Annotated in this window: 26 protein-coding genes; 25 read left to right on the forward strand and 1 reads right to left on the reverse strand. The window is 28.6% G+C overall.

All coding sequences use genetic code 11. The features are described 5' to 3' along the window. The first annotated feature begins 34 nt into the window (after window positions 1-34). The 6 genes from ACJDTP_RS10465 to panC all read left to right on the forward strand — a co-directional run bounded on the left by ACJDTP_RS10465 (window position 35) and on the right by panC (window position 7,372). Complete coding sequence (locus ACJDTP_RS10465; protein WP_012058853.1) at window positions 35-244, forward strand: hypothetical protein; 210 nt, start codon at window positions 35-37, stop codon at window positions 242-244. Continuing rightward, entirely contained in the window at window positions 241-3,498 is a 3,258-nt protein-coding gene (locus ACJDTP_RS10470; RefSeq protein WP_406761137.1) for a DEAD/DEAH box helicase, read from the forward strand. Before ACJDTP_RS10465 ends, ACJDTP_RS10470 begins: the two co-directional genes overlap by 4 nt. A 33-nt stretch (window positions 3,499-3,531) precedes the next feature. Then, window positions 3,532-4,239, forward strand: coding sequence for an MgtC/SapB family protein (locus ACJDTP_RS10475; RefSeq protein WP_017210515.1), 708 nt, complete (start codon window positions 3,532-3,534; stop codon window positions 4,237-4,239). Window positions 4,240-4,651: 412 nt separating this feature from the next. Further along, complete coding sequence (locus ACJDTP_RS10480; protein ID WP_406761138.1) at window positions 4,652-5,641, forward strand: Rossmann-like and DUF2520 domain-containing protein; 990 nt, start codon at window positions 4,652-4,654, stop codon at window positions 5,639-5,641. Further along, window positions 5,641-6,468 carry a 3-methyl-2-oxobutanoate hydroxymethyltransferase gene (panB, locus tag ACJDTP_RS10485; protein WP_077845189.1) on the forward strand — a complete coding sequence of 276 codons (828 nt, stop codon included), beginning with the start codon at window positions 5,641-5,643 and terminating at the stop codon, window positions 6,466-6,468. Before ACJDTP_RS10480 ends, panB begins: the two co-directional genes overlap by 1 nt. Before the next feature lie 61 nt (window positions 6,469-6,529). Continuing rightward, window positions 6,530-7,372 carry a pantoate--beta-alanine ligase gene (panC, locus tag ACJDTP_RS10490; protein WP_078115479.1) on the forward strand — a complete coding sequence of 281 codons (843 nt, stop codon included), beginning with the start codon at window positions 6,530-6,532 and terminating at the stop codon, window positions 7,370-7,372. A 61-nt stretch (window positions 7,373-7,433) separates the two neighbouring features. Here the strand turns inward: panC and ACJDTP_RS10495 are convergent, their stop codons facing one another. Beyond that, window positions 7,434-7,565: a hypothetical protein gene (locus tag ACJDTP_RS10495; protein ID WP_017210509.1), complete on the reverse strand. Its 132-nt coding sequence runs from the start codon at window positions 7,563-7,565 to the stop codon at window positions 7,434-7,436. Window positions 7,566-7,692: 127 nt separating this feature from the next. On the opposite strand from ACJDTP_RS10495, the gene panD reads away from it, so the two are divergent. The 19 genes from panD to ACJDTP_RS10590 all read left to right on the forward strand — a co-directional run bounded on the left by panD (window position 7,693) and on the right by ACJDTP_RS10590 (window position 24,169). Further along, window positions 7,693-8,067: an aspartate 1-decarboxylase gene (gene panD / locus ACJDTP_RS10500; protein ID WP_077845191.1), complete on the forward strand. Its 375-nt coding sequence runs from the start codon at window positions 7,693-7,695 to the stop codon at window positions 8,065-8,067. 204 nt (window positions 8,068-8,271) lie between these two features. Beyond that, on the forward strand, window positions 8,272-8,568 hold the full coding sequence (locus ACJDTP_RS10505; RefSeq protein ID WP_078115480.1) for a peptidase associated/transthyretin-like domain-containing protein: 297 nt from the start codon (window positions 8,272-8,274) through the stop codon (window positions 8,566-8,568). 227 nt (window positions 8,569-8,795) lie between these two features. Continuing rightward, window positions 8,796-9,083 carry a hypothetical protein gene (locus ACJDTP_RS10510; RefSeq protein ID WP_078115481.1) on the forward strand — a complete coding sequence of 96 codons (288 nt, stop codon included), beginning with the start codon at window positions 8,796-8,798 and terminating at the stop codon, window positions 9,081-9,083. Window positions 9,084-9,239: 156 nt separating this feature from the next. Continuing rightward, window positions 9,240-10,973: a motility associated factor glycosyltransferase family protein gene (locus ACJDTP_RS10515; protein WP_406761139.1), complete on the forward strand. Its 1,734-nt coding sequence runs from the start codon at window positions 9,240-9,242 to the stop codon at window positions 10,971-10,973. Between the two features lie 12 nt (window positions 10,974-10,985). Continuing rightward, window positions 10,986-11,150: a hypothetical protein gene (locus ACJDTP_RS10520; RefSeq protein WP_161223099.1), complete on the forward strand. Its 165-nt coding sequence runs from the start codon at window positions 10,986-10,988 to the stop codon at window positions 11,148-11,150. Continuing rightward, window positions 11,137-11,487, forward strand: coding sequence for a hypothetical protein (locus ACJDTP_RS10525; RefSeq protein WP_173714972.1), 351 nt, complete (start codon window positions 11,137-11,139; stop codon window positions 11,485-11,487). Before ACJDTP_RS10520 ends, ACJDTP_RS10525 begins: the two co-directional genes overlap by 14 nt. A 4-nt stretch (window positions 11,488-11,491) precedes the next feature. Next, complete coding sequence (locus ACJDTP_RS10530) at window positions 11,492-11,812, forward strand: hypothetical protein (protein ID WP_406761140.1); 321 nt, start codon at window positions 11,492-11,494, stop codon at window positions 11,810-11,812. Window positions 11,813-11,838: 26 nt separating this feature from the next. Beyond that, the gene (locus ACJDTP_RS10535) at window positions 11,839-12,135 is read left to right on the forward strand and encodes a hypothetical protein (protein ID WP_406761141.1); all 297 of its coding nucleotides are present in this window, start codon (window positions 11,839-11,841) and stop codon (window positions 12,133-12,135) included. A gap of 32 nt (window positions 12,136-12,167) precedes the next feature. Then, on the forward strand, window positions 12,168-13,145 hold the full coding sequence (locus ACJDTP_RS10540; protein ID WP_406761142.1) for an NAD-dependent 4,6-dehydratase LegB: 978 nt from the start codon (window positions 12,168-12,170) through the stop codon (window positions 13,143-13,145). Between the two features lie 430 nt (window positions 13,146-13,575). After that, entirely contained in the window at window positions 13,576-14,217 is a 642-nt protein-coding gene (locus tag ACJDTP_RS10545; RefSeq protein ID WP_406761143.1) for an acetyltransferase, read from the forward strand. Then, window positions 14,210-15,208: an N-acetylneuraminate synthase gene (neuB, locus tag ACJDTP_RS10550; protein ID WP_406761144.1), complete on the forward strand. Its 999-nt coding sequence runs from the start codon at window positions 14,210-14,212 to the stop codon at window positions 15,206-15,208. The genes ACJDTP_RS10545 and neuB overlap by 8 nt, the downstream gene beginning before the upstream one ends. A 15-nt stretch (window positions 15,209-15,223) precedes the next feature. Then, entirely contained in the window at window positions 15,224-16,171 is a 948-nt protein-coding gene (locus ACJDTP_RS10555) for a GNAT family N-acetyltransferase (protein WP_406761145.1), read from the forward strand. After that, window positions 16,161-17,336, forward strand: coding sequence for a UDP-N-acetylglucosamine 2-epimerase (gene neuC, locus ACJDTP_RS10560; protein ID WP_406761146.1), 1,176 nt, complete (start codon window positions 16,161-16,163; stop codon window positions 17,334-17,336). Before ACJDTP_RS10555 ends, neuC begins: the two co-directional genes overlap by 11 nt. Next, entirely contained in the window at window positions 17,329-18,000 is a 672-nt protein-coding gene (locus ACJDTP_RS10565) for a PIG-L deacetylase family protein (protein ID WP_406761147.1), read from the forward strand. Before neuC ends, ACJDTP_RS10565 begins: the two co-directional genes overlap by 8 nt. 144 nt (window positions 18,001-18,144) lie before the next feature. Then, entirely contained in the window at window positions 18,145-19,293 is a 1,149-nt protein-coding gene (locus tag ACJDTP_RS10570; protein ID WP_406761148.1) for a LegC family aminotransferase, read from the forward strand. A 20-nt stretch (window positions 19,294-19,313) separates the two neighbouring features. Next, entirely contained in the window at window positions 19,314-20,360 is a 1,047-nt protein-coding gene (locus ACJDTP_RS10575) for a sugar phosphate nucleotidyltransferase (protein WP_077845204.1), read from the forward strand. A 104-nt stretch (window positions 20,361-20,464) separates the two neighbouring features. Next, complete coding sequence (locus ACJDTP_RS10580) at window positions 20,465-21,178, forward strand: acylneuraminate cytidylyltransferase family protein (RefSeq protein ID WP_406761149.1); 714 nt, start codon at window positions 20,465-20,467, stop codon at window positions 21,176-21,178. A gap of 263 nt (window positions 21,179-21,441) precedes the next feature. After that, complete coding sequence (locus ACJDTP_RS10585) at window positions 21,442-22,386, forward strand: hypothetical protein (RefSeq protein WP_406761150.1); 945 nt, start codon at window positions 21,442-21,444, stop codon at window positions 22,384-22,386. Between the two features lie 364 nt (window positions 22,387-22,750). Further along, window positions 22,751-24,169 carry a glycosyltransferase gene (locus ACJDTP_RS10590; protein ID WP_406761151.1) on the forward strand — a complete coding sequence of 473 codons (1,419 nt, stop codon included), beginning with the start codon at window positions 22,751-22,753 and terminating at the stop codon, window positions 24,167-24,169. Window positions 24,170-24,192 lie beyond the last annotated feature (23 nt).

The following is a 24,192-nucleotide window of genomic DNA, read 5'->3' on the forward strand; positions in this document are numbered from 1 at the left end:
TAAATTACTAATTTAAATAATCTCACCTAATGAAATGGAAATACATATATATTTAAAAGGAAAAAATGAACCTACTATATTTAATGCTGAAAGAATTGATATATTAGATATAAATATTGAAGGCCGTGACTATAAGCAAATAAGATATTTTAGAAAAGGGGTTTCTAAATCCCAATATATCAGTGTAGATTTAATTAAAAGAATTAAAGAAGTTAAAAATAAAAATGCAGGTGATAAACATTGATAAAACAAATTTTACTAGAGGGTTTTAATAAGAATATAACAAATTCATCTCTTACAAAAGGTCAACGTGTTCTGAAAAATGATTTGTTAAGAGAAATAAATGTTAAAGTAGATAAAGATTATATAAAAATAAACTCAAATGTAGTTTCAGAAAGCCTTCTAAGTGAATATTCGTGTAAGCTTGAAATTGATAATATGACTAAAGAAATTATAGGGACTCATTGTAGTTGTCTAGACTTTGAGAAAAACGAATTTTCTCGTGACAATTACTGTTGTAAACATATAATAGCTACTTTTTATACATTCTTAAAAAATATTGATGAAGATGAAGAGTTAAGAACTAAGTTAAATAATAATTTATCTGCTAAAAATAATAAAGCCAGAATTAAGGAGAATTCTAATGATGATTTATTATCTTTACTTGTTGGGGATACGGATAAAGAAAAGCTAAAATTCGAAGTTATTATTAATAAAAACAATTGGTCCTCTAAACTTCAAATTGAGTTTAAAATAGGGTTAAGAAGAAGCAATAAGATGTATATAGTTAAAGATATTAATCAATTTTTAACATGCGTTTATAATAAAGTACCAATTAAGTACGGAAAAGAATTTATTTTTGATATAAAAACTCAAAGTCTTTCTTATGAAGATAGAAGATTAATAAAATTCATGAATAATATAAAAAACTTAGCAGATCATGATAGAAATTTTAGACGTTATCAGGATAAGTTAATAGAAGGAAAGACTCTTACAATTCCTGATATGATGTTTAAAGAATTTTTATACATTATAAAAAAGAATAGAGTTTTTTTAGGCGATGGATTCTTTTATAGAATATTAGAATCTGAAATAATAGAAGAGGATATGCCTATTCCATTTGCTTTATTGAGTAAGAATAACAATATAATTTTAGAAGCTCCTAATGGAATACCAGAATCATTAACTCAAAATGAAGATGTATTCTTATTCGGTACTTCCATATACATTCCATCAATAGAACAATGTGAGAGATTATCACCATATTTAAAAATATTTAATGCTACTAACAAAGTTAGTTTCAATAAGATCAATGAAAGTAGAATTTTGAAAGAATTAATACCTTCGATTCAAAAAGTAACAAATGATTTAGTTTTATCTAAGGATATTAGAGAAAAAGTTGTAATCGCGCCCGTAATCTTCAGGTTTTATTTTGATAAAGATAAGGATATTTCATTATTGTTTAAGGTATCATATGAAGGACATGAATTTAATTTTTTTGAAGAATACAAAGATAAAATTATTTACAGAGATACTAATAAAGAATATGAAGTTTTAGGAGTATTAAAAAGTCTTGGATTTGAAGAAGTCAATGGAAGATTATTCTTTTTAAGGGATGATGATGAGGCTTTTAAATTCTTTAAATATGAAATAGAAAAGCTTCAACGATATGGTGAAGTATTTTATTCTGAGAGATTTAAGGGAATAAAAGATATTAAGAAATCAGATTTTGTTGGAGAAGTTAGAAAAGGTAAATTCAACTATTTTGAGTTTGGATTTAAAATTTCTGATATATCTCCAGAAGAAACTGCAAAAATACTTAGAAGCTTTAGAGATAACTTGAAATATTACAAGCTTGAGAATGGAGAATTCTTAGACCTAGAAGATGAAGCATTGAAAGAATCATTGACCCTTATAGATAATTTACTTTTAGAAGAAAAATTAAATGAGAATCTCATTAATGTTCCAATTAACAAGGGAGCTTATCTTGAAGATTATTTAGAAGACAAAGAGTTAAGATATATAAATAGCTGTGATGAAATTAAGGATCTTAAAGAAAGATTAAGTAACATTAAGGATAAAGCCTTTCAACCTCCATATGGACTTCAAGCTAAACTTAGAAAGTATCAAAAAGAAGGCTATAATTGGCTTAGAACTTTAGATTACTTAGGTTTTGGTGGAATACTTGGTGATGAAATGGGACTTGGAAAGACACTGCAAACAATAACATTATTGCTTTCAAAGCCAGATTCAAAAACTCTTATTATTGCACCTACTTCTTTAATCTATAATTGGAAAAATGAATTTAATAAATTTGCTCCATCAATGAAAATTGCAATCTGCAATGGGGTAAAAGAAGAAAGAGAAGAACTGATTAATAACTATAAAGAATATGATGTAATCTTAACTACCTATAATTTATTAAGACGTGACATAGAATTATATAATATGAATTTCGATTACTGTATCTTAGATGAAGCTCAAAATATAAAGAATCAATCTTCTTTAAGTTCTAAGTCAGTCAAGGAAATAAAAGCAAGAATCAGATTTGCATTGACAGGAACACCGATAGAAAATTCATTGATGGAATTATGGTCAATATTTGATTTTATAATGCCAGGGTATTTATATAACGAGAAGAAATTTGTAACTAGATATCATAGAAGGCTTGAAGAAGGACCAGAAATTCTTGAAGAGTTAAATAGGCTTGTAAAACCATTTATTCTTAGAAGGTATAAGAAAAATGTAATTAAAGAATTACCTGATAAAATAGAAAAAAGACTTCTTGTTCCTTTAAGTGATGAGCAAAAAGTTGTATATGAAACCTATGCTAACTATACTAAAGATTTAATTCAAAAGAAAGTTGAAGATTTTGAGTTTAGTAAGAGCAAAATAGAAATTTTGGCTTATATAACTAAGCTTCGTCAGATATGTTTAGATCCGTCTGTAACTATGGATAATTACTTAGGAAGTAGTGGAAAAATTGATGCATTAATTGAATTATTGGAACAAAGTATAGATGAGGGACATAAAATATTAGTATTCTCGCAATTTACTTCTGTATTAAAGAATATAAGCAAAATACTTAAAGAAAAAAATTTCTTATTTTCATATTTAGATGGATCAGTTTCATCAATCAATAGAATGAAGATGGTTGACGAATTTAATAATGGTGAAAATACCGTATTCCTGGTATCCTTAAAGGCTAGTGGTACAGGTCTGAATTTAACAAGTGCGGATATAGTAATACATTTTGATCCATGGTGGAATCCTGCAGTTGAAGATCAAGCAACTGATAGAGCACATAGAATTGGTCAAAAAAACGTAGTAGAAGTGATTAAGTTAATTGCCCAAGGAACTATAGAAGAAAAAATAGTGGAATTACAGGATTCAAAAAGAGAGCTAATAAATAAGATTTTAGGTGATGATTTATCCGTAGGAGAATTCATACATTCGTTAAATGAAAATGAAATTTTAGAATTATTTAATTATAATTAACAATAAGATACCAGCAATTATGAAGGTGGTTATATGGAGAATACAATAAATGAACTGACAAACTACTTAAGGGAAGTTAATACTGCATCTATAATTTTAAGGCTTACTCTTGCTACTATTTGTGCAGGGATTATTGGGCTTGAAAGAGGAAGAAAAAAAAGGCCGGCTGGTCTTAGAACTCATATATTAGTTTGTATTGGTGCAACTTTAATTATGATAACAGGGCAATACATGAGAGATATATTACACATTCAGGATGATGTAAGCAGAATGGGTGCTCAAGTTATAAGTGGTATTGGATTCCTTGGTGCGGGTACTATTATCGTAGTTGGGCGTAATGAAGTTAAAGGCCTTACAACTGCAGCTGGTCTTTGGGCCTGCGCATGTATGGGACTTGCCATTGGAATTGGTTTTTATGAAGGCGCTATTATTTCATGCTTTTTCTTATTAGGTGTATTAACAGTACTTCATAAAGCAGATTTACATTATAGGGCTAAGTCTAACGAATTGGATGTATATGCTGAGCTCAAGCATATAGCAGGCGTTACGAACTTTATGAATGCAATAAAACTAGATGGAACAAAAATTTCTAATCTAGAACTTAAGAAAGCGAAAGAGCTTGACAATCATATAATTGGGCTTAGAATGACTTTAACATTACCTGAAAAAATTAATCATTCAGAGTACATTTTAAAGCTTCATAGCCTTGAAAATGTAATTACAATAGAAGAAATTGTATAAGTTTTTATAAAAATACGAGAAAGCAAGAATTAAAAAGTAATCTTGCTTTTTTTGTATTCAAATAAAAAAATCGCAGGCGACTGTGGAGCCGGAGATTTTTTTCACGCATCTGCCTTTTCGAACGCATGTGAGAAAAATCTGCACATCAGAAATGGCAGCTATGCTGCATATAAGAACATTTTATGCAGGCGAATAAGATTTTCTTTTTATTCTTTTTTAAATACCCAAACTATCCAATAAACCTTTTTTAAGTTATCCATAGATTTTACTGGAATATAAATTCCTAAAGAATAAAAAAAAATTATCATTGTTAAAATCAAAACATAGTGGTAGAATATGTGTGGGTAGTATCGAAAAAGAGTTACACCAAATTTTTTAGCATTAATTATATATAATACAACTCATATCTATAATGAATGAGATTGAAATTAGGATGTTGTATCACTCACACGCATATGGAGGTGATACCATTAAAATTGGATTTATTGGTCCTGGGAAGGTAGGCGTGAGTTTAGGACGCTACTTTACTCATAAAGGGATAGAATTAAGCGGCTTTTATGGAAAAGATGACTTAAATACCATGGATGCAGCAAATATTACAAAATCTAAATTTTATAACAGCATTCAAGATATTATTAAAGATAGTGATATATTATTTATTACAACTCCTGATGACATCATTTCAATTATAGATATTGAATTATCAAAATTTGATCTAAATAACAAATCTATTTGCCACACAAGTGGTTCACTCAAATCAAATGTATTATGTAATGCGAAACATTCTGGTGCAATGATTTATTCTCTACATCCAATATTTGCATTCTCTAGTAAAGAAACAAACTTAAAAGAATTGGAAGACATATATTTTTCAATTGAAGGTGATATTTTAGAAGATTCATCTATTATTAGTGTACTTAAGCTCATTGGAAATAGGTACTTTGTTAGAAAAGCAGAAGATTCCTCAACATATCATTTAGCTAGCGTTTTTGTATCTAATTTGACATTATCTTTGCTTGATATAGGTACAAGTTATTTAAAAAAACTTGGGCTAGATGATGAAGAAGCTTTAAATGCTTTAAAACCTTTAATAAAGGGTAACATTGATAGTATTTATGCAAAAGGCTTTGTTAATTCTTTAACAGGTCCTATAGCAAGAGGAGATATCACAACAATTAAGAAGCATATTTCTGTTTTAGATGATAAAGATAAAGATTTATATAAGATATTATCTTTTAATCTATTAAAACTTGTGGCTTTGAGAGATAAAAATAATGCAGATATTACAGAAAACATAGAAGAATGTTTCTATGACATGGAAAATAAGAGTCAAATAGAAAATGTATTAAGTAATTCAAAGAAGCATTTGGAAATTTATAAGTTTTTAGGAGGCGTAAATTAGTGAAAAATACAGTATTAACTTTTAAACAAGCCAAAGAAGAGAAAAGGAAATTAAGTATGCTCACTGCATATGATTACTCAATGGCAAAAATCATTGATGAAAGTGGTGTTAACGGGATTTTAATTGGAGATTCTCTTGGCATGGTTATTAAAGGTGAAGAAGATACATTAGCTGTTACTATGGATGAAATCATTTATCATACAAAAGCTGTTAAGAAGGGTGCTAAAAATGCTCTTATTGTAAGTGATATGCCTTTTTTATCATATCATGTATCTATCGAACAAGCAGTTTTAAATGCAGGAAGATTAATTAAAGAAGGTGGAGCTAATGCTGTTAAGCTTGAGGGTGGCGCTAATGTTGCAGCTCAAATTAAAGCTATTGTAGATGCTCAAATACCAGTTATGGGACACATAGGATTAACTCCCCAATCAGTAAATGCTTTTGGAGGATTTAAAGTTCAAGGAAAGAGTGAAGCAGCGGCGAAACAGCTTATAGATGATGCTATACTTATTGAGAAATCAGGGGCATTTTCAATTGTTCTTGAGGGAATTCCTGAAAAAGTTGCAGAGCTTATAACAAATGCAGTTTCAATTCCAACAATAGGAATAGGAGCTGGAAAATATTGCGATGGTCAAATTTTAGTTTATCAAGATATGTTAGGCATGTTTAATGACTTTGTGCCAAAGTTCGTAAAACAATATGCAAATGTAGGTACCGTTATGAGAGATGCCATTAGCTCTTATGTTAAAGAAGTACAAGCCGGAGATTTCCCAGAAGAAAAACATACTTTTAAAATAGATGAAAATGAATTAAAGAAATTGTACTAAATTTATACTTATGTGATAATGAACCTAAATTTTAGTATTAAGATGAGAAGGGTGATCAGTAATGTTAGTTAAAGAGATTAAAGAGCTTAGAAATTTGATTAAGGCATGGAAGAGAGATGGACTTTCTGTAGGGTATGTTCCAACAATGGGAGCTTTGCATGAAGGTCATGAGAGCCTTATAAAAAGAGCTGTTGAAGAAAATGATAAGGTCGTTGTGAGCATATTTGTAAATCCAACACAGTTTGGCCCAAATGAAGATTATGATAGTTACCCAAGAAACATAAATAAAGATTTGGAACTTTGCGTTAATGCAGGCGCATCAATAGTGTTTAATCCAGAACCAAGTGAAATGTATTATGGAGATAAATCTACAAGTGTTAGTGTATCAGGTCTTACAAGTGTACTTTGCGGTGCTAAAAGACCAGGGCATTTCGATGGAGTATGTTTAGTTGTTTCAAAATTTTTAAATATAGTTACTCCTGATAAAGCTTATTTTGGAGAAAAAGATGCTCAACAAGTGGCTGTTATAAAAAGAATGGTTAGAGATTTAAATATTGATGTAGAAATAGTTGCTTGCCCTATAATCCGTGAAGAAGACGGACTAGCAAAAAGTTCAAGAAATACTTATCTTTCTAAAGATGAAAGAAATGCAGCATTAGTATTAAGTAGAAGTTTAGAAATAGCTAAAGATGCCTTAAAAAAAGGTGAAAGAAATGCTAATAATATTAAAAATGCAATAAAAGAGGTACTAAATTCAGAACCATTAGCAAAAATAGATTATGTAGAAATTGTAGATAGTGATTCACTAGAAAGTGTTGAAATCATTAAGAAAAATGTATTGATTCCAATTGCAGTTTATATAGGAAAAACAAGATTAATAGATAATTTTACATTTGAAATATAGTAAATAACAAACTTATACAACCGAAAGAGAGGGTACTCTGTTGTTCGGTCGCTAGAGAATATCACTGTGAATTTCTAACAGCAGAAGTTGTACCCAATTCTGCATGATCCCAAGACAAGCTTGTGACAAGCAAAATTGGAACAACTTCTACTGAAGAAATATCTACAGTGATATGCTCAATGCAACACTGCACAAAAAAGCACCTTCTCTTTCTGGTATAGTGTGAACTTTAGAATATAAAAATAATTAGTTTATCATGAGTAAGAGAAGAGAAATATATCAACTTTATTATATTTATATAAATTAGGAGGAATTCATAAATGATACTTACAATGTTAAAGGGAAAGATACATAGAGCTACAGTTACACAGGCAGAATTAAATTATGTAGGAAGCATTACAATAGACAAAACATTAATGGAAGCATCAGGTATCTTAGAAAACGAAAAAGTTCAAATAGTTGATATAAATAATGGTGCAAGGCTTGAAACATATGTGATTCCGGGTAAAAGGGATTCAGGAGTTATTTGTTTAAATGGTGCCGCAGCAAGGTTAGTACAACCTGGTGATAAAGTTATTATAATAGCTTATGCGCAAATGAATGAGGATGAAGCTAGAAAATATAAACCTTCCGTTGTTTTTATGAATGAAGATAATACAATAAAAGAAATAACAAATTATGAATCTAATGAATAATAACTATAGTAAAAGAGTAGGATACACAAAATCCTGCTCTTTTTTAATACCAATTAAAATATAAAAATTCAAGGATACAAAATCTAGTTATTTAAAGTTCTAAGAAAATTACTTCCATAGCGCACGTTAAAGTAACTCTTTTAATAATATAAAGCATGGAAACAAATTTGATAGATAACAATTGGTGTAGGAGGTCAAAGTTTAATGTGCGCTATGGTTAAAAAGATAATATCAGGAAATGAATTACTAAAAAAAAGAATAATAACAATGAATGCTTTTCTACCAAATGATAAATACATACTACTTAAAGGTACAGTCTGTAATCCGCATGGGAAGCCATTGTCAGGTGCGGCTATAGAAATTATTCAAATAAACAACACTTTGGATCCAGCAGTTGAAAAAAATATAGGAATAACATTTACATTAAATGATGGCTCTTATGGAATACCTTTATTATGGAAAAAAGGATATGCTTATAAATTAACTGCATATTCTCCATGATAAAGTTATAAATAAAACAATTATAAGCTAGATTTATATTATGAAATATATATCAGTTAAAAAATAGAAGAATTTTCATGGTCCTGTGAAATAACAATGTTTCTCCTTTCGGTGAATTATTGTATAATTCTAAGTTAAATATTGTTTATCTATAGTAACAATACAAATTTTTTTTCATATTATATAGGTAGAATAACTTTAGAAGAAGTATGTAAGGAGAGAATATTATGGCTAATTATAAACCAAAAACAATGGTAGTGCCATCGAGTGAAGCAAATTCAGGATTGCCTTTTACTCAAAAAATCAGCACAAATACGTGGGGAATGTTTTTATTGAAAGGAACTGCTTTAAGCCCTTCAGGCGCTGCTATGAAAAGTGGTGCTGTTCAGGTTTGGGAAAGTACTAGATTAACAACTGATCCTGCAGATCACACTACTTTTACAGATGCAACTGGTAGGTATGGTGTAACTTGTAGAGCTAAAACTCAATTAAGAATCAAATTCTTTGGTGCTTAGGATTACAAAAATATATGAATGTGTCTATCCCAAAATAATTTATAAGTTAATTTGGGATAGCTTTAATATATACCCGAAATATTCGTATCAAACAAATTAATATTTAATATTATATATTGTAAATAAAAATACCTTAGAGGTAAATAAGGGGATAGTATGCAAAAGGTAAAAACTTTAGATGGTTATCATGTTTTTAGTATAGAAAAAGATGATAATAATTGTTATCTGGCTGATAAAGAGAATTACAAAAAAGAAATTGAAAATTTATTAAGCTCAGTAAATGATATTAAGTTCGATTCATTAATTCTTATTTTTGGAATCGATACAGGAGAATACTTAGATAGCGTACATGATGTGCTATGTGAAAAGAACAAGGTACTAATATTTGAACCCAATAAAGATATATTTAACTACAATAAAGAAAAGATTAATAAGGACAATATTCATCTGATTTTTTATGATAAAGATAATATAAAAGCTAATTTATATAAAGAAATAAATAGTACAAATTTCAATAATTTATATGTTCATGCTTTTGGAAATTATGCTGAAGTCTACAAGTATGATTATGAAATATTTATAGAGAATTTAGACGATGCATATTATACGGCATGCTCTTCCATAAGTGTTGCAAATAGATTTAAAGATATATTTATCAAGAATTTTATAGCTAATTTGAAAGCTTTAAAAAATTCAACCCCTCTTAATTCTTATGAAGATATAAACAAAGGTATCCCAGCCATAGTAGTTTCTGCCGGACCATCTTTAGATAAAAATATAGCCGATATGGTTACGCATAAAAAAGAATTAGAAAGATACTTCATAATAGCTGGAAGCAGGACATTAAAAGCCCTTATAAAAAATAATATAAAACCAGATATGATAGTTTCAATAGATCCAGTAGATGATAATTACGATATGATGAAGGATTATTTAAAAGAAAATTCTCCCTTAGCATTTTATGAATATAGTAATAGATATTTAGTTAGAGATTATGAAGGGGAAAAGATTTATTTATCAACTTTCTTATCAAATACTATACAGGAATTAAATAATCTTAAAGGAACATTTTTAGGAGGATCTGTAGCGCATACATGTATAGATATTGCAAATATTATGGGCTGCTCTCCAATAATATTAGTAGGACAAGACTTAGCCTTCACTTATGATAAACATCATTCAGAATCAGCTATATTTGAAAGTGATGATACCAAAAATTATGAAGCAAGTTTAAAAGTTGAAAATATATTTGGTGAAAAAATAAGGACTAATATAACACTTAATCAATTTAGATTAAAAATGGAAGAATATATAGACTTCTACAAAACGCATAAGCAGGTAGAATTTATTAATGTATCTTATGGAGCAGAAATTAAAGGTGCACCTCATAAGGAATTATGTGATGTATTTAAGACGTATACAAATAATAATGTTAATAAAAAGTGTATTGTAGATAAATCTATACAAGTAGACGCAGAGACTGTCGTTTCAGATGTAATAAAATATCTAGAAGAATATATAGACAAAACAAATAATGGAGAAGCTCTGTGCAATAGTCTATTAACAAATGAATTAGATAAATCTTTAGTTGATATAGACGAAAATGATGAAGATTTTCAAAAGTTTCTAGACGTTATGGACATCGTAAATGACTTTGAATCATCTACGGAAAGGTATTATCTTGGCGGATACTATAATAAATTCTTGTTTGATGTAAAGGAAGAAATTTTTAATATGCATGCTGTAGATTACGAATCTTTGACTTCAAATTTAAAATATCAAAGTAAATGCTTCTTATCATACTTTCTTAAAATGAAAGGGCTTCTCGAGAAAGTTAAATCATTAGCATTAGAAACATTTGCAGAATTTTATTATGCAATAAATCAGTAGAGGTGAAGTTTTATGGAAAAAATAATAGATGGAAAATCTTATAAAGAGGTAAAGATAAATAAAATTATAGTGAATGGAAAAGAAATATCTGGATCCATAATACCAGCTGAAGACGCAACAGAAGATAATGATATGACAGTAACTATATTTACTGAAAATGCCAATGAAGAAAAATAGAAATGGTAAGAAAAAAGTTAGCACATGTTCACAAGATTCAATATTGATTAACACAAATAATTTGGATTCAAGAGCAAATCATAAACTAAATATAATTATGATGCCTAGAAAAAGGGTCATTATTAAAGGGGTCGCTTACAATGTAAGAATGCAGCCAATTTCAGGTGCTGCAGTTGAAGTCATAGAAGTTGATTATAAAGAAAATATCAGAAAAGTATTAGGTTACTCGTACACTGATAATGAAGGAGAATATGTACTTTCTATAGAGGCTTTGCCAGAAATGTTTTATGAAATTGTAGTATATTCTCCTTTAAATATTAAAATAAAGGAGATATGAAAAATTGTCATCATATGCAGAAATTATGATAACTCCAAGAGAGTTAAAGTTGCATAGGATTATAAACAAAAAAATTGTAGTAAAAAGAAAAAGAACAATATTAATAGAAGGAAAAATTTTAGATAGAAAATCAAATCCGATAGATGGGGCAATTATTGCTATAAAAAAAATAGATTATAATTATAAACCATATAAAGCAATTGATATCGGATATGCAATTTCTAACAAGCATGGAGAATACGCTATAGTCCTTGAAAAACTCTATAATATTAACTATAAAATTAAGGTATATGAACAACAAATTAAGCTGCTCAATCAAAAGTGATTACTCGATATAGAAGGAATCCTAAAATGAAAAATTATAATTATAAATCATATTTTAAAGAAGTGATAATAAGAGGCAAAGTATGCTACGAAAATGGATATCCAGTCCAAAATGCAGTAGTTTTTCTTGAAGCATACTTTCCATATAAAAATCGTTCAAATCAAATAAAATATCATAAAAAATTTTGTGGCTATACTACTACAAATTATAATGGAGAATTTTACTGCTTCATTTATGACATAAGATATTACTACAAAATAAAAGTTTTTAATAATAAACTAAGTAAATTTAAGAATCTAAGTTATAAAATTTGTTTGAATTAGATCAAGAAAATTAATATTATTGGAGGCAATAAATGAAAAAAGTTTTAGTGACAGGAGCAGCCGGTTTTATAGGTAGTCACTTAATAGAAAAACTTTTAAACATAGGATGCAATGTTAAAGCTTTTATACATTATAACTCAATTAACTCATGGGGATGGTTAGATTCATTAAGTAAAGATAAGTTAAAGGAAATAGAAATATTTACTGGAGATATAAGAGACCCAAATGGTGTGAGAGAAGCAATGAAAAATATTGAAGAAGTCTATCATCTTGCAGCACTAATAGCAATTCCTTTTAGTTATCATTCACCTGATTCTTATGTGGACACTAATATAAAAGGGACTTTAAATGTATTACAGGCGGCTAGAGAACTTGATACAAAAAGAATATTAATAACTTCCACTTCGGAGGTTTACGGAAGTGCTAAGTTTGTACCAATAACTGAAGAACATCCCTATCAAGGACAATCACCTTATTCAGCTACTAAAATAGGTGCCGACAGATTAGCTGAGTCTTTTTATAGAAGTTTTTCTTTACCAATAACAATAGTAAGGCCTTTTAACACTTACGGACCTAGACAGTCAGCAAGAGCCATTATTCCAACAATAATAATGCAGTTGTTGTCAGGTAAAAATGAAATAAAATTAGGATCATTAACGCCTACAAGAGATTTTAATTACGTAAAAAATACTGTAAATGGCTTTGTTGAAATTGCGAAAAGTCAGAATACAATAGGGGAAGAAATAAACATAGCCAGTCAAAGAGAAATATCAATAAAAAATCTTGCAGAAGAGCTTATAAAGCAATTAAATCCAAAGGCTAAAATTATATGTGAAGAAGAAAGAATAAGACCTAAAAACAGTGAGGTAAACAGGTTACTTGGATCCAATGAAAAACTAAAAAAACTTACTCAATGGTCAGAGGAATATACTTTTGAAGAAGGTATTAAAGAAACTATTGAATGGTTTAAAATAAGGAAAAATTTAAACAAATATAAAACAGATATATAATATTTAAATAGTTCAATTCCATAGATAAACCAACTATAATCTATACTTATGCGCATACCTCACCGAAATGAATAATATACTTTTGTTCCAGTTTCTAGGCAATTCTGATGGGGGATTCTAAGGCTATAAAGTTGCACCCAAAGTGCTAGCCTCAAAGAACAAGCTGTGAACTAGCACATTTGGAACAACTTATAGCCAAAGAATCACATCCATCAAAATTACCAATGAAACATTCCACAAAAGTATATCACTCATTTCTGGTTGGAAGATATTTCATAGTCTAAGTATAGTTCATGATTGTATTATCTATATAGATACCCAACTTTAAAATCAGATTTAGGTGGTAACTTACCGAAATAATAAATATTTTAATTCCGAAAAACTATGAAAATATCGCTGAAGGCTATAAGTAATAATTATAGGAGGTCTTATGGAAAGAATAATATTAGTAGGTGGTGGTGGCCATTGCAAAAGTATTATTGATTCAATAAATGGATTAAAACAATTTGAAATTGTAGGAATTGTTGATAAGAAAATCAATGAAAATATGGGACTAGGTATAGATGTTATAGGCAGTGATGAAAATTTAGGTGAATTATATAAATCTGGTATTAAAAACGCGTTCATTTCTGTTGGATCTGTAGGCAATCCTTGCATAAGAGTAAAACTTTATAACATACTAAAAAAAATTGGATATAATTTTCCTAAAATAATAGATAAAACAGCTATAGTATCGGAGAGCGCTTTAATTAATGATGGAGTTTTTGTTGGTAAAGGTGCAATTATCAATGCAAAAGTTACAATAGAAAAACAATGCATTATAAATTCTGGTACCATAGTTGAACATGATTGTAATATAAGCGAGTTTGTTCATTTAGCACCTGGAGTAACAGTAAGTGGCGGCGTTAATATTGGAAAGAGAACTCATGTAGGAACAAATTCTACTATCATTCAAAATGTTAATATTGGAAATGATGCAATTATTGGAGCAGGTTCTGTCATAATTAAGGATATAAAAAATGGGCTTAAGGTCTATGGAAATCCAGGAAAAGAGGCACATGTTCATGAATAATATTTTTATAATTGCTGAAGCTGGAGTAAACCATAATGGGGATATAAACATAGCAAAAAAGATGATTGATAATGCTATACTTTGTGGAGTGGATGCAATAAAATTTCAAACATTTAATTCAAATAATTTAGTAACGAAAGACGCAAAGCAAGCTAAATATCAAATTAACAATTTAAAGGAAGAAACTTCACAGTTAGAAATGCTAAAGAAATTAGAATTAAGTCACGAGCAATACAAGGACTTAAAAAAGTACTGTGAAGAAAAGAATATAATATTTTTATCATCACCGTTTGACTTAGAAAGTATAGATTTTTTAGACAGTATAGAAATGAAAATTTTCAAAATACCTTCAAGCGAAATCGATAATGTTCCGTATTTGAGAAAAATAGCTATGCTAAAGAAGAAAGTTATATTATCAACCGGAATGAGTAATTTATCAGATATAGAATTTGCATTAGATACTTTAAGGACTGGTGGAACAGAAGATATTGTTATACTTCATTGTAATACTGACTACCCAACAAAAATGGAGGATGTAAATTTAAAAGCAATGGAGACTATAAGAAATGCATTTAAAACTCCAGTTGGATATTCAGATCATACAAGTGGAATAGAAGTTGCTATAGCAGCCGCAGCTCTTGGTGCTACAGTAATAGAAAAACATTTTACATTAGATAGAAATATGACCGGACCAGACCATAAGGCAAGTTTAGAACCTTTCGAACTTAGAAATATGGTTATTGCAATTAGAAATATAGAAATAGCTCTTGGAAATGGAATCAAGCATCAAACTCTTTCAGAGAAGGTAAATAGTATAGTAGGAAGAAAAAGTTTAGTAGCCAAAGTTCATATAAAAGCTAACGAAGTTTTTACTGAAAAAAATTTATGTATAAAGAGGCCAGGGACAGGTGTATCGCCTAAGAATTGGGATTACGTTATAGGAAAAAAAGCAAAAAGAGATTTTCAAAAAGATGAACTTATAGATTTATAAGGTGGGAGGAGTTTTATGAAATTTGAGTTCATAAATAAAAATGAATATTTACGAAGAATACAGGAATTTAAAGAGCTCTTTATGTATTGTTTTAATAAAGAGGTATCTAAGGAATTCTTAATATGGAGATACATAAAAAATCCGCTTGATGACCTTCTTATTAATGTTGCACTAGATAATAATAAAATAGTCGCAAACTATTCTGTATCTCCATATACAATTTATATTGATGGAAAATTAGAAAAAGCCGCACTGTCTATGACCACGATGACTCATCCTGATTATAGAGGAAAAGGATTGTTCCCTAAGCTAGCTACTGATTTGTATAAGAGAATGGAAGGAGATAACTATATAGCGGTAACTGGTTTTCCAAACAATAACTCTCATTCGATTTTTGTAGAAAAATTGAATTGGAATAATATATATGAGATCCCAACTATGAAATTAGACTTATCAAGAATAAATAAATCTAATAGTCCAATAAGCATTAGTATTATTAACGATAGTAACTTTTCATTAGATTATTCAAAGCTTATAAATAATAAAAAAAATAAGATAAAGGTATATAAAGATTTAAATTATTTGAAATGGAGATTTAAGGACAACCCTGCGAATAAATATGCTAATTATATAATTCTTGAAAACAACTATGTAGTTTCATCAATAATTACTAAGAGTTTTAATAAGAGTGAATCTGATATAGTAGAAGTTAATTCGTTAGATGATTTCTCCACCAAAAGGTTACTAGAATACATTATAGATATAGAAAAAGGCAATGGTAAAAAATATATTAATATGTGGTGCCATCTTAATAGTAGTACCCATGTAATAGCTGAAAAAATTGGATTTGTTAATACTGAACCGATTTCTTATTTTGGAGTTAGATACATTAAAGGTAACGTAAGCAATTTGAGCAATTATAATAATTGGGATATTCAAATGGGGGATTCGGATGTCTATTAAAAAAGTCTTAGGATTTACTGGGATAAGATCAGACTATGATCTATTAAGTCTCTTATATAAGAAACTTAATGAATCAAAGGATTTTGAAATTAAATTAATAGTATCGGGTGCTCACCTCTCTGAAACATATGGGTACACCTTTAACAACATAGTGCAAGACGGAATTCCAGTAATAGCTAAAATTGAAAATTTGATTGATTCTAATTCTAGAGCATCTAGAATTAAATCATTATCTATTTTGCTACAAGACTGTATTCATACAATAGTAGAATACAAACCTGATATTATAATATATGCTGGGGATAGAGAAGAGGTTGTTGTTGGAGGGCTAATAGGAACATATTTGAGAATTCCTACGATACATTTTTTTGGAGGGGATCACGCTTTAGATGGAAATATTGACAATCCAATAAGACATGCTGTATCTAAATTATCATCTCTTCATTTTGTAACTAATCAGGAATCAAAAAAAAGATTGATAAGATCTGGTGAAAATGAACGCAGAATATTCAATGTAGGAAGTCCTGCTTTAGATAAGTTCATATCTACAAAATACATTAATAAGAATGACGTCCTTAATAATCTGGATAGGCCGGGCTGGGATGATTATGCAGTCATGATATATCACCCGTTTGCAGGTGAAGAAAATGAAGCTGGAAAGCATTTTGAGGAAATTCTAATAGCTTTAGAGAAAAAATCCATAAAAACCTTTGTGAGTTATCCAAACGTAGATGCAGGAAATAAAGAAATAATAAAAATAATAGATAAATACTCAAGTAAAGATAACTTTAAATTTTATAAAAATCTTTCTAGAGAGTTATTTGTAAACCTACTTAGAAACTGTATGTTTATGATCGGAAATTCAAGCGCTGGATTATATGAAGCGCCCTTATTAAAATTAGGAGCAATTAATGTTGGAAACAGGCAAAAGGGAAGATTATGTGCAGCAAATGTTATTTTTGTTGAACAAGGAATCAATAACATAATAAAAGGCATAGAAAAAATTATGACTAGAGAATTTCAAATCTCATTAAGTAAAGTAGAATGTCCATATGGAGATGGAGACTCTATTGATAAAATTATGAACTTAATGAGAAATTTAGATTTTGAATCCTATGTATCTAAATCAGAAGACCCATTATTAATGGAGGGATATTATGAGTAATATTTTAGTTGTGGCACCACATCCAGATGATGAAACTTTTGGATGTGGTGGAACTATTCTAAAACATATAAAAAGTGGCGATAAAGTTTATTGGGCAATAGTGACTTCCATGAAAGAAGAATTAGGCTTTTCAAAGGAAATCATAAGTAGAAGAGAATCAGAAATTGCATCAGTAGCGCAAGAATATAAATTTGAAAAGGTATTTGAATTAGGATTTCCAACAACACTATTAGATAAAATCCCCATTAAGGATTTAGTAAAAAAATTATCTGAATGTATTATCGAATCAAAATGCGATACTATGTATATACCTAATTATGGAGATATACATAGCGACCATAGAACTGTTTCAGAAGCAGCAATATCCTGCACAAAATGGTTTAGGCATGAGAAAATAAAAAAAGTATATGCCTATGAAACATTGTCCGAAACTGAATTTGGAATAAATAATTCTATAGGAACTTTTAATCCAAACGTATTTGTTAATATAGAAGAGTTTTTAGAGAAAAAGCTAAGTATTATTAGCATATTTAAAAGTGAAGTAGGCGAAGCACCATTCCCAAGGTCTCTTGATGTAGTAAAAGGCCTCTCAATATTCAGGGGGGGAACTTCAGGATATAAAAATGCGGAGGCATTTATGTTATTAAAAGAGAGATTAGACTAATATATATGTTGCAATTCACAATGCACAATTACGGCTAAAATTCTTGCAATATTTTTAGACTTATGATGAATAATTATTTTTGCAATATATATATGACAATTGAAAATATATTAAAAATATAAGAAAAAGTTTGGAGATGAAACCATGATACCGCTATCTGTACCAAATTTAAAAGGAAATGAGGAGAAATATGTAGTAGATGCTATTAGAAGTGAGTGGGTTTCTACATCTGGGAATTATGTAAGTAAATTTGAAAATAATATAAAAAGCTATCTAAATGTAGATAATGCAATTGCATGTCAAAGTGGCACTGCTGCAATTCATTTAGCATTAATATTATCAGGAGTTACAAATAATAACGAAGTTATTGTTCCTACCCTTACATTTATTGCAGCTGTTAATCCAGTTAAATATTTAGGCGCAGATCCAGTATTTATGGACTGTGATGATAGCTTAAATCTAGATTATTATAAGCTTAAAGAGTTCTTAGAAACTCAATGCATAATGACTAAAAATGGGTTAAAAAATAAATTAACTAATAAAATAATAAAGGCAGTTATAGTTGTACATGTCTTCGGAAATATGGCTAACATTGAAAAGATTATTGAATTAACTAACAAATATAATTTAAAGTTAATAGAGGATTCTACCGAAGCTCTAGGAACCTACTACCTTAGTGGAAAATATAAAGGAAAATTTGCTGGAACACTAGGAGATTTTGGAGCTTATTCATTTAATGGAAATAAAATAATAACTACTGGTGGTGGTGGACTTTTAGTATCAAGATCATCTGAGGATATAAAAAAAGCTAAGTATCTGTCAACACAAGCGAAAGATGATGAATTATATTATGTGCATGATCATATAGGATATAATTATAGAATGACTAATCTGCAAGGCGCTTTAGGAGTAGCACAGCTCGAAAAAGTAGAAGAATTTATTAATATAAAAATTAGAAATTATGAGTTATATAAATCAAAAATGAGCACTATAAAAGGATTATCTCTTTTGGATTACAATAATGAAGCCAGAAACAATCATTGGTTCTATTCATTAGTTATAAATGATTTTAAATTAAATAGGGATCAGTTATTAGTATATTTATCACAAAATAAAATTCAAACTAGGCCTATTTGGAAATTAATACACACTCAAAAACCATATGTTGATAATCAATCTTATAAAATAGAAAAAGCTAATCTATATTATAATAAAATATTAAACATTCCATGTAGTACCAACTTAAAAAAAGAAAGCATAGAATATATCATAAACACGTTGAAAAAAGCGTAAATAACTCAAGGAGTGTTCTTATGAATATTCAAACTCTTTTTATAAGTAGAGATACATCTATAACAAAAGCAATCGAAAAATTAACTAAAACTGCTAAAAGGGTTCTTATAGTAACGGAAAGTAATAAATTAATTGGAGTAGTTACGGATGGAGATATAAGAAGATGGATTTTAGCAAACGGAGACTTATCATCATCAATAAATAATATAATGAATACCACTCCAATATATTTAACCAAGGAAAATATAAACAAAGCAAAAGATATTATGAAAAACTATTCTATTGAAAGTATACCAATAGTAAACAAAGAAAAAGAAGTTATAGACATAATATTTTGGAATGATTTATACGAGAATATATCTGATTATACTGAAACTATTAATATCCCAGTGGTTATCATGGCAGGTGGAAAAGGAACAAGATTATATCCATATACCAAAATTATTCCGAAAGCACTAATTCCTATTGGAGATATACCAATAATCGAAAGAATAATAAATAAATTTTTAGAATTTAGATTTAAAGATTTTTATATTACTATAAATGATAAAAAGGAAATAATGAAGGCTTATTTTAATCAGAAATTGCCATATAGTATTTCACTAATAGAAGAAGAAATTCCACTTGGCACGGCAGGAAGTTTAAGTATATTAAAGGATAAATCATTAAGTACTTTTTTTTTAAGTAATTGTGATATATTAGTTGATGCCAATTATACAAGGATCTTAGAAAGCCACAAAAAGAATAATAATAAAATGACAGTTATTACTGCCTTAAAGAACTATGTAATTCCATATGGAGTTTTTAACCTAAGTGAAAATGGAGACATAGAGTCAATTAATGAAAAACCAAACTATGAGTTCTGGGTTAACACAGGCATGTATATCATAGAAACAGATATATTAAAATATATCCCTGAAAAATCATACTTTGATATGACTGATTTGATTAAGGAGTGTTTATTAAATGGAGATAAGGTGGGTATATACCCCATAAGTGATAACAATTGGCTAGATATGGGTGAGTTTAAAGCAATGAAAAACATGATAGAAAGATTAGATATATAAGCTATATGTGTTTGTATAAACTTGCCAGCTGTTTTCAACTATATAATCAAATTTATTGAGATTTTACCATAGAGTCATTAATTTATTATTGGTGAGGATATTATATGTGTGAAAAAGTTTTAGCTATAATCCCAGCAAGAAGCGGATCTAAAGGAATTAAGGATAAAAATATTAAAAATTTAAACGGTAAACCATTAATGGCTTACACTATAGAAGAAGCAATTAAAAGTAAAGTTTTTGAAGAGGTAATCGTATCTACTGATTCAGAAAAGTATAAAAAAATAGCTGAAGAATATGGAGCTTGGGTTCCATTTTTGAGAGACAAAAAATTAGCAGAAGATACATCAACCACTATTGATGTAATAGAAGATGTATTATTAAAATTAAAGAATATAAAAAAAGAATATGATGCTTTAATGATATTACAACCAACATCGCCACTACGAGATGAATATGATATTAGAGGCGCTTTTAAATTATTTTGTGAGAAAAAAGCGAACTCTGTAGTTAGTATGTGTGAATGTGATTATGCTCCACAATTAACTAAAAGGTTAAATGATGAAATGAAGTTGGACGGCTTTTTATCAAATATAAACAAAATACGAAGACAAAATCTTGGAAACTTTTATAGGTTAAATGGAGCAATTTATTTAGTGAAGATTCAATACTTCTTAAAATATAAATATATTTACCAAGAAAATAGCTACGCATTTATCATGGATAAGAGAAAGTCAATAGATATCGATGATTTAGATGATTTTGAATATACCGAATTTTTAATGCAGAAAAATCACTTCCATATAAATAATTCTAGTTAAAAAAGTGTTTCAAGTTGATTTTTATAATTTGAAGCACTTTCTTACTATAACTAGCTTTTGAATTTTAGTTTTTATCAATCAAAAACAAATAATCTATTATTTATATTTCTAGTTTAATGGATTTATGTATTATTTTTAATAATAAGAAAAAAACAGCATTATTAGATGGAAACATATATATATCTATTTCATACAATAAAGTAGAAAAAGATGGAATATCATCGAACTTAATGACAAATTTCAATACGAGGAGGATATAAATTATGTCTGAAATAAGAAATTGTGTTTCTACAGCACAATGTCAATCAGTTGGATCAACAATGGAATGTTGTACAAGCTGCCAATCAAATATGCAGGATAACTGTAGCTGTGAAGGATGCGGTCCAATAGGTGTAAGTTGTGGAAGTATAGAAGATGCAGTATGTCTACCAATTTTAGCAGATGAATTGTATGATTCTGCATTTAGTGAAAAAGAAGATATAGGATCATTAACTAATCTTACTTTTACTTTAGATAGTCTTAATCCTAACTTAGTTCCAGGTCAATTAGTATGTATTCAACAAATAGGAATTAGTTACGATTTTATAGGATTAGCACAAACAGTTCCTGTTAATAGTCAAATTCTAATTAATGGACAGACATTTACACTTACTCCATCATCATTATTTAATGTTAGTACTACACCTGGTACTCCTATAAATTTATTTGATGAATTAAATGGAACTATCACTTTGCAACCACCTTGCTGCTGCAACCCTCAAACTCAACCTGGAACAAGATTTAGAGTCATTGAAAGAAATAGAGCTTTCCAAGTAGCTAATTTACGTATAGTTGCAAGTGGAGTAATAGGTTGCACTAGATTTACTGCTACAGCTGTTACAGCTAACTTAGCTCAACCAGGAACAAATGCTATACCACTTAGCGTATTTGGTATAACTAATATGGTATTTACAGGAAGAATTTGTTGGCCAAATAACAGAAATAGAATGACTTTAACTGATAGTTATACTCCTAATTTATCAGTTGACTGCATAGTTCCAACAAGTAATTTTATTGCCCCAGCAGCTGGAGGAGCTGGAACTTTCACAGCTAATATAGATCTTTCATTCATAGTTGATAGAAGATTATATATAAGTAGCAGAGAACCAGTGGCAGTATTTACAACACCTAATGCTGTTATAATAAAAAATGGAGATATTATAGGATAGTTGTGTAATCAGCTTTTTTATTTAATGTAGCTCTAAATTATTACTGCTCATATAAATTATGATTATGATTGAAAATATTAAATTAATATTTTCATTGTGATAAATGGTTATCTTAAAGTAATACTAAATTTAAGATAACCATTTTACCATTAATATTTCCCTCAATAATACATATAAATTTCATTATAAATGGTATAACTAAGAAATTTAAAGATCTCAAATTAAAAACTATAACAGCATTTAGTCTATTTAATATAAAGATCTAATCCAACTATTCATAAAAAATAAATAATCAAAATATTTAATTTTTTAATATTATAAAAAATTCATAAATAATAACATTATTAAAGGAGATATGGGTTTGATGTTTGAGAATAGAAAAACTTCAATAATAATTTTAACCTATAATAATATTAATTATAATCGTATTTGTATTGAAAGTATTAGAAAATATACAGCCACCGGAACCTATGAAATAATAATTGTAGACAATAATTCTACAGATGGTACCAGAGAATGGCTTAAAGAACAAAATGACATTAAACTTATTTTAAATGATGAAAATGTGGGCTTTCCAAGAGGATGCAACCTTGGAATAGAGGCAGCTGAAAAAGATAATGATATTTTATTATTAAATAATGACACTAAGGTGTCTCCTAGATGGCTAGATAATATAAAAATATGTTTATATAGCGATGAATCTATTGGTGCTGTAGGGCCTATAACAAATAATTGTTCAAACTATCAAGGTATTAACGTACCTTATAGTACTATTGACCATATGATTGAATTTGCAAGTAATAATAATATTTCAACACCTGAAAGATGGGAACAAAAACCAAGGTTAATAGCCTTCTGTATGCTAATAAAAAGAACGGTTATTGATAAAATTGGAAACTTAGATGAACGCTTTACACCTGGAAATTTTGAAGATGATGATTTATGCATGAGAATAATAGAAGCTGGATATAAGCTTATGGTTTGTAATGATAGTTTTATACATCATTTCGGCAGTACTTCATTTAAAAAAGATTTTACTAACTTTAACAATGCATTAATTATTAATGCTCAAAGATTTGAAGCAAAATGGGGATTTAATTCTAATAATAGCAGCAGTATAAAATTTGATATAGTAGGACAAATAAACGAGCCAAATGATAGAGAATTAAATATCCTTGAATTTGATTGTGGATTAGGTGCTACATTATTTAGATTAAAATATATGTATCCTAATGTCCAAATATATGGTATAGAAACAAATAAAAATATAGCAAAGATATGTGGGAAAATGATTGAAATAATGACGGAAGATTTCGAAGATATATACACCATGAAATTTAAGGAAAATAAATTAAACTTTTTTGATTATATAATTATAGGAGATAGACTTCAGTTAAGCAAGGATCCTTGGAAGCTACTGAAAGAGTTAAAAAACTTTTTGAAGCCAGGAGGATATATAATAGCTACAATATCTAATTTAATGCATTACTCAGTAATAAAAGAATTACTAAATGGAAATTTCATATATAATAAAAATTCAATATTAAATGTACGGAATTACAATAAGTTTTTTACATTGACTGACATACATGAAATATTCAAAGAAAGTGGGTATGTAAACCCTTATGTATTTCATTATTATACAGATATATCACAAGAAGATAATGAATTTCTAAATAATCTTTGCAGCATTATAGGGAATCATATGAAGGAATATTTTCTTTCATATGAATATGTTGCAAAGTTTCAGAAAGATCTTAATGATAAAAATAGTAATATTTAGTAGTAGTTAGACCAACTTAATTA

Source organism: Candidatus Clostridium helianthi (assembly GCF_045310795.1).
In the GTDB taxonomy this organism is placed as follows: Bacteria; Bacillota; Clostridia; order Clostridiales; family Clostridiaceae; genus Clostridium; species Clostridium helianthi.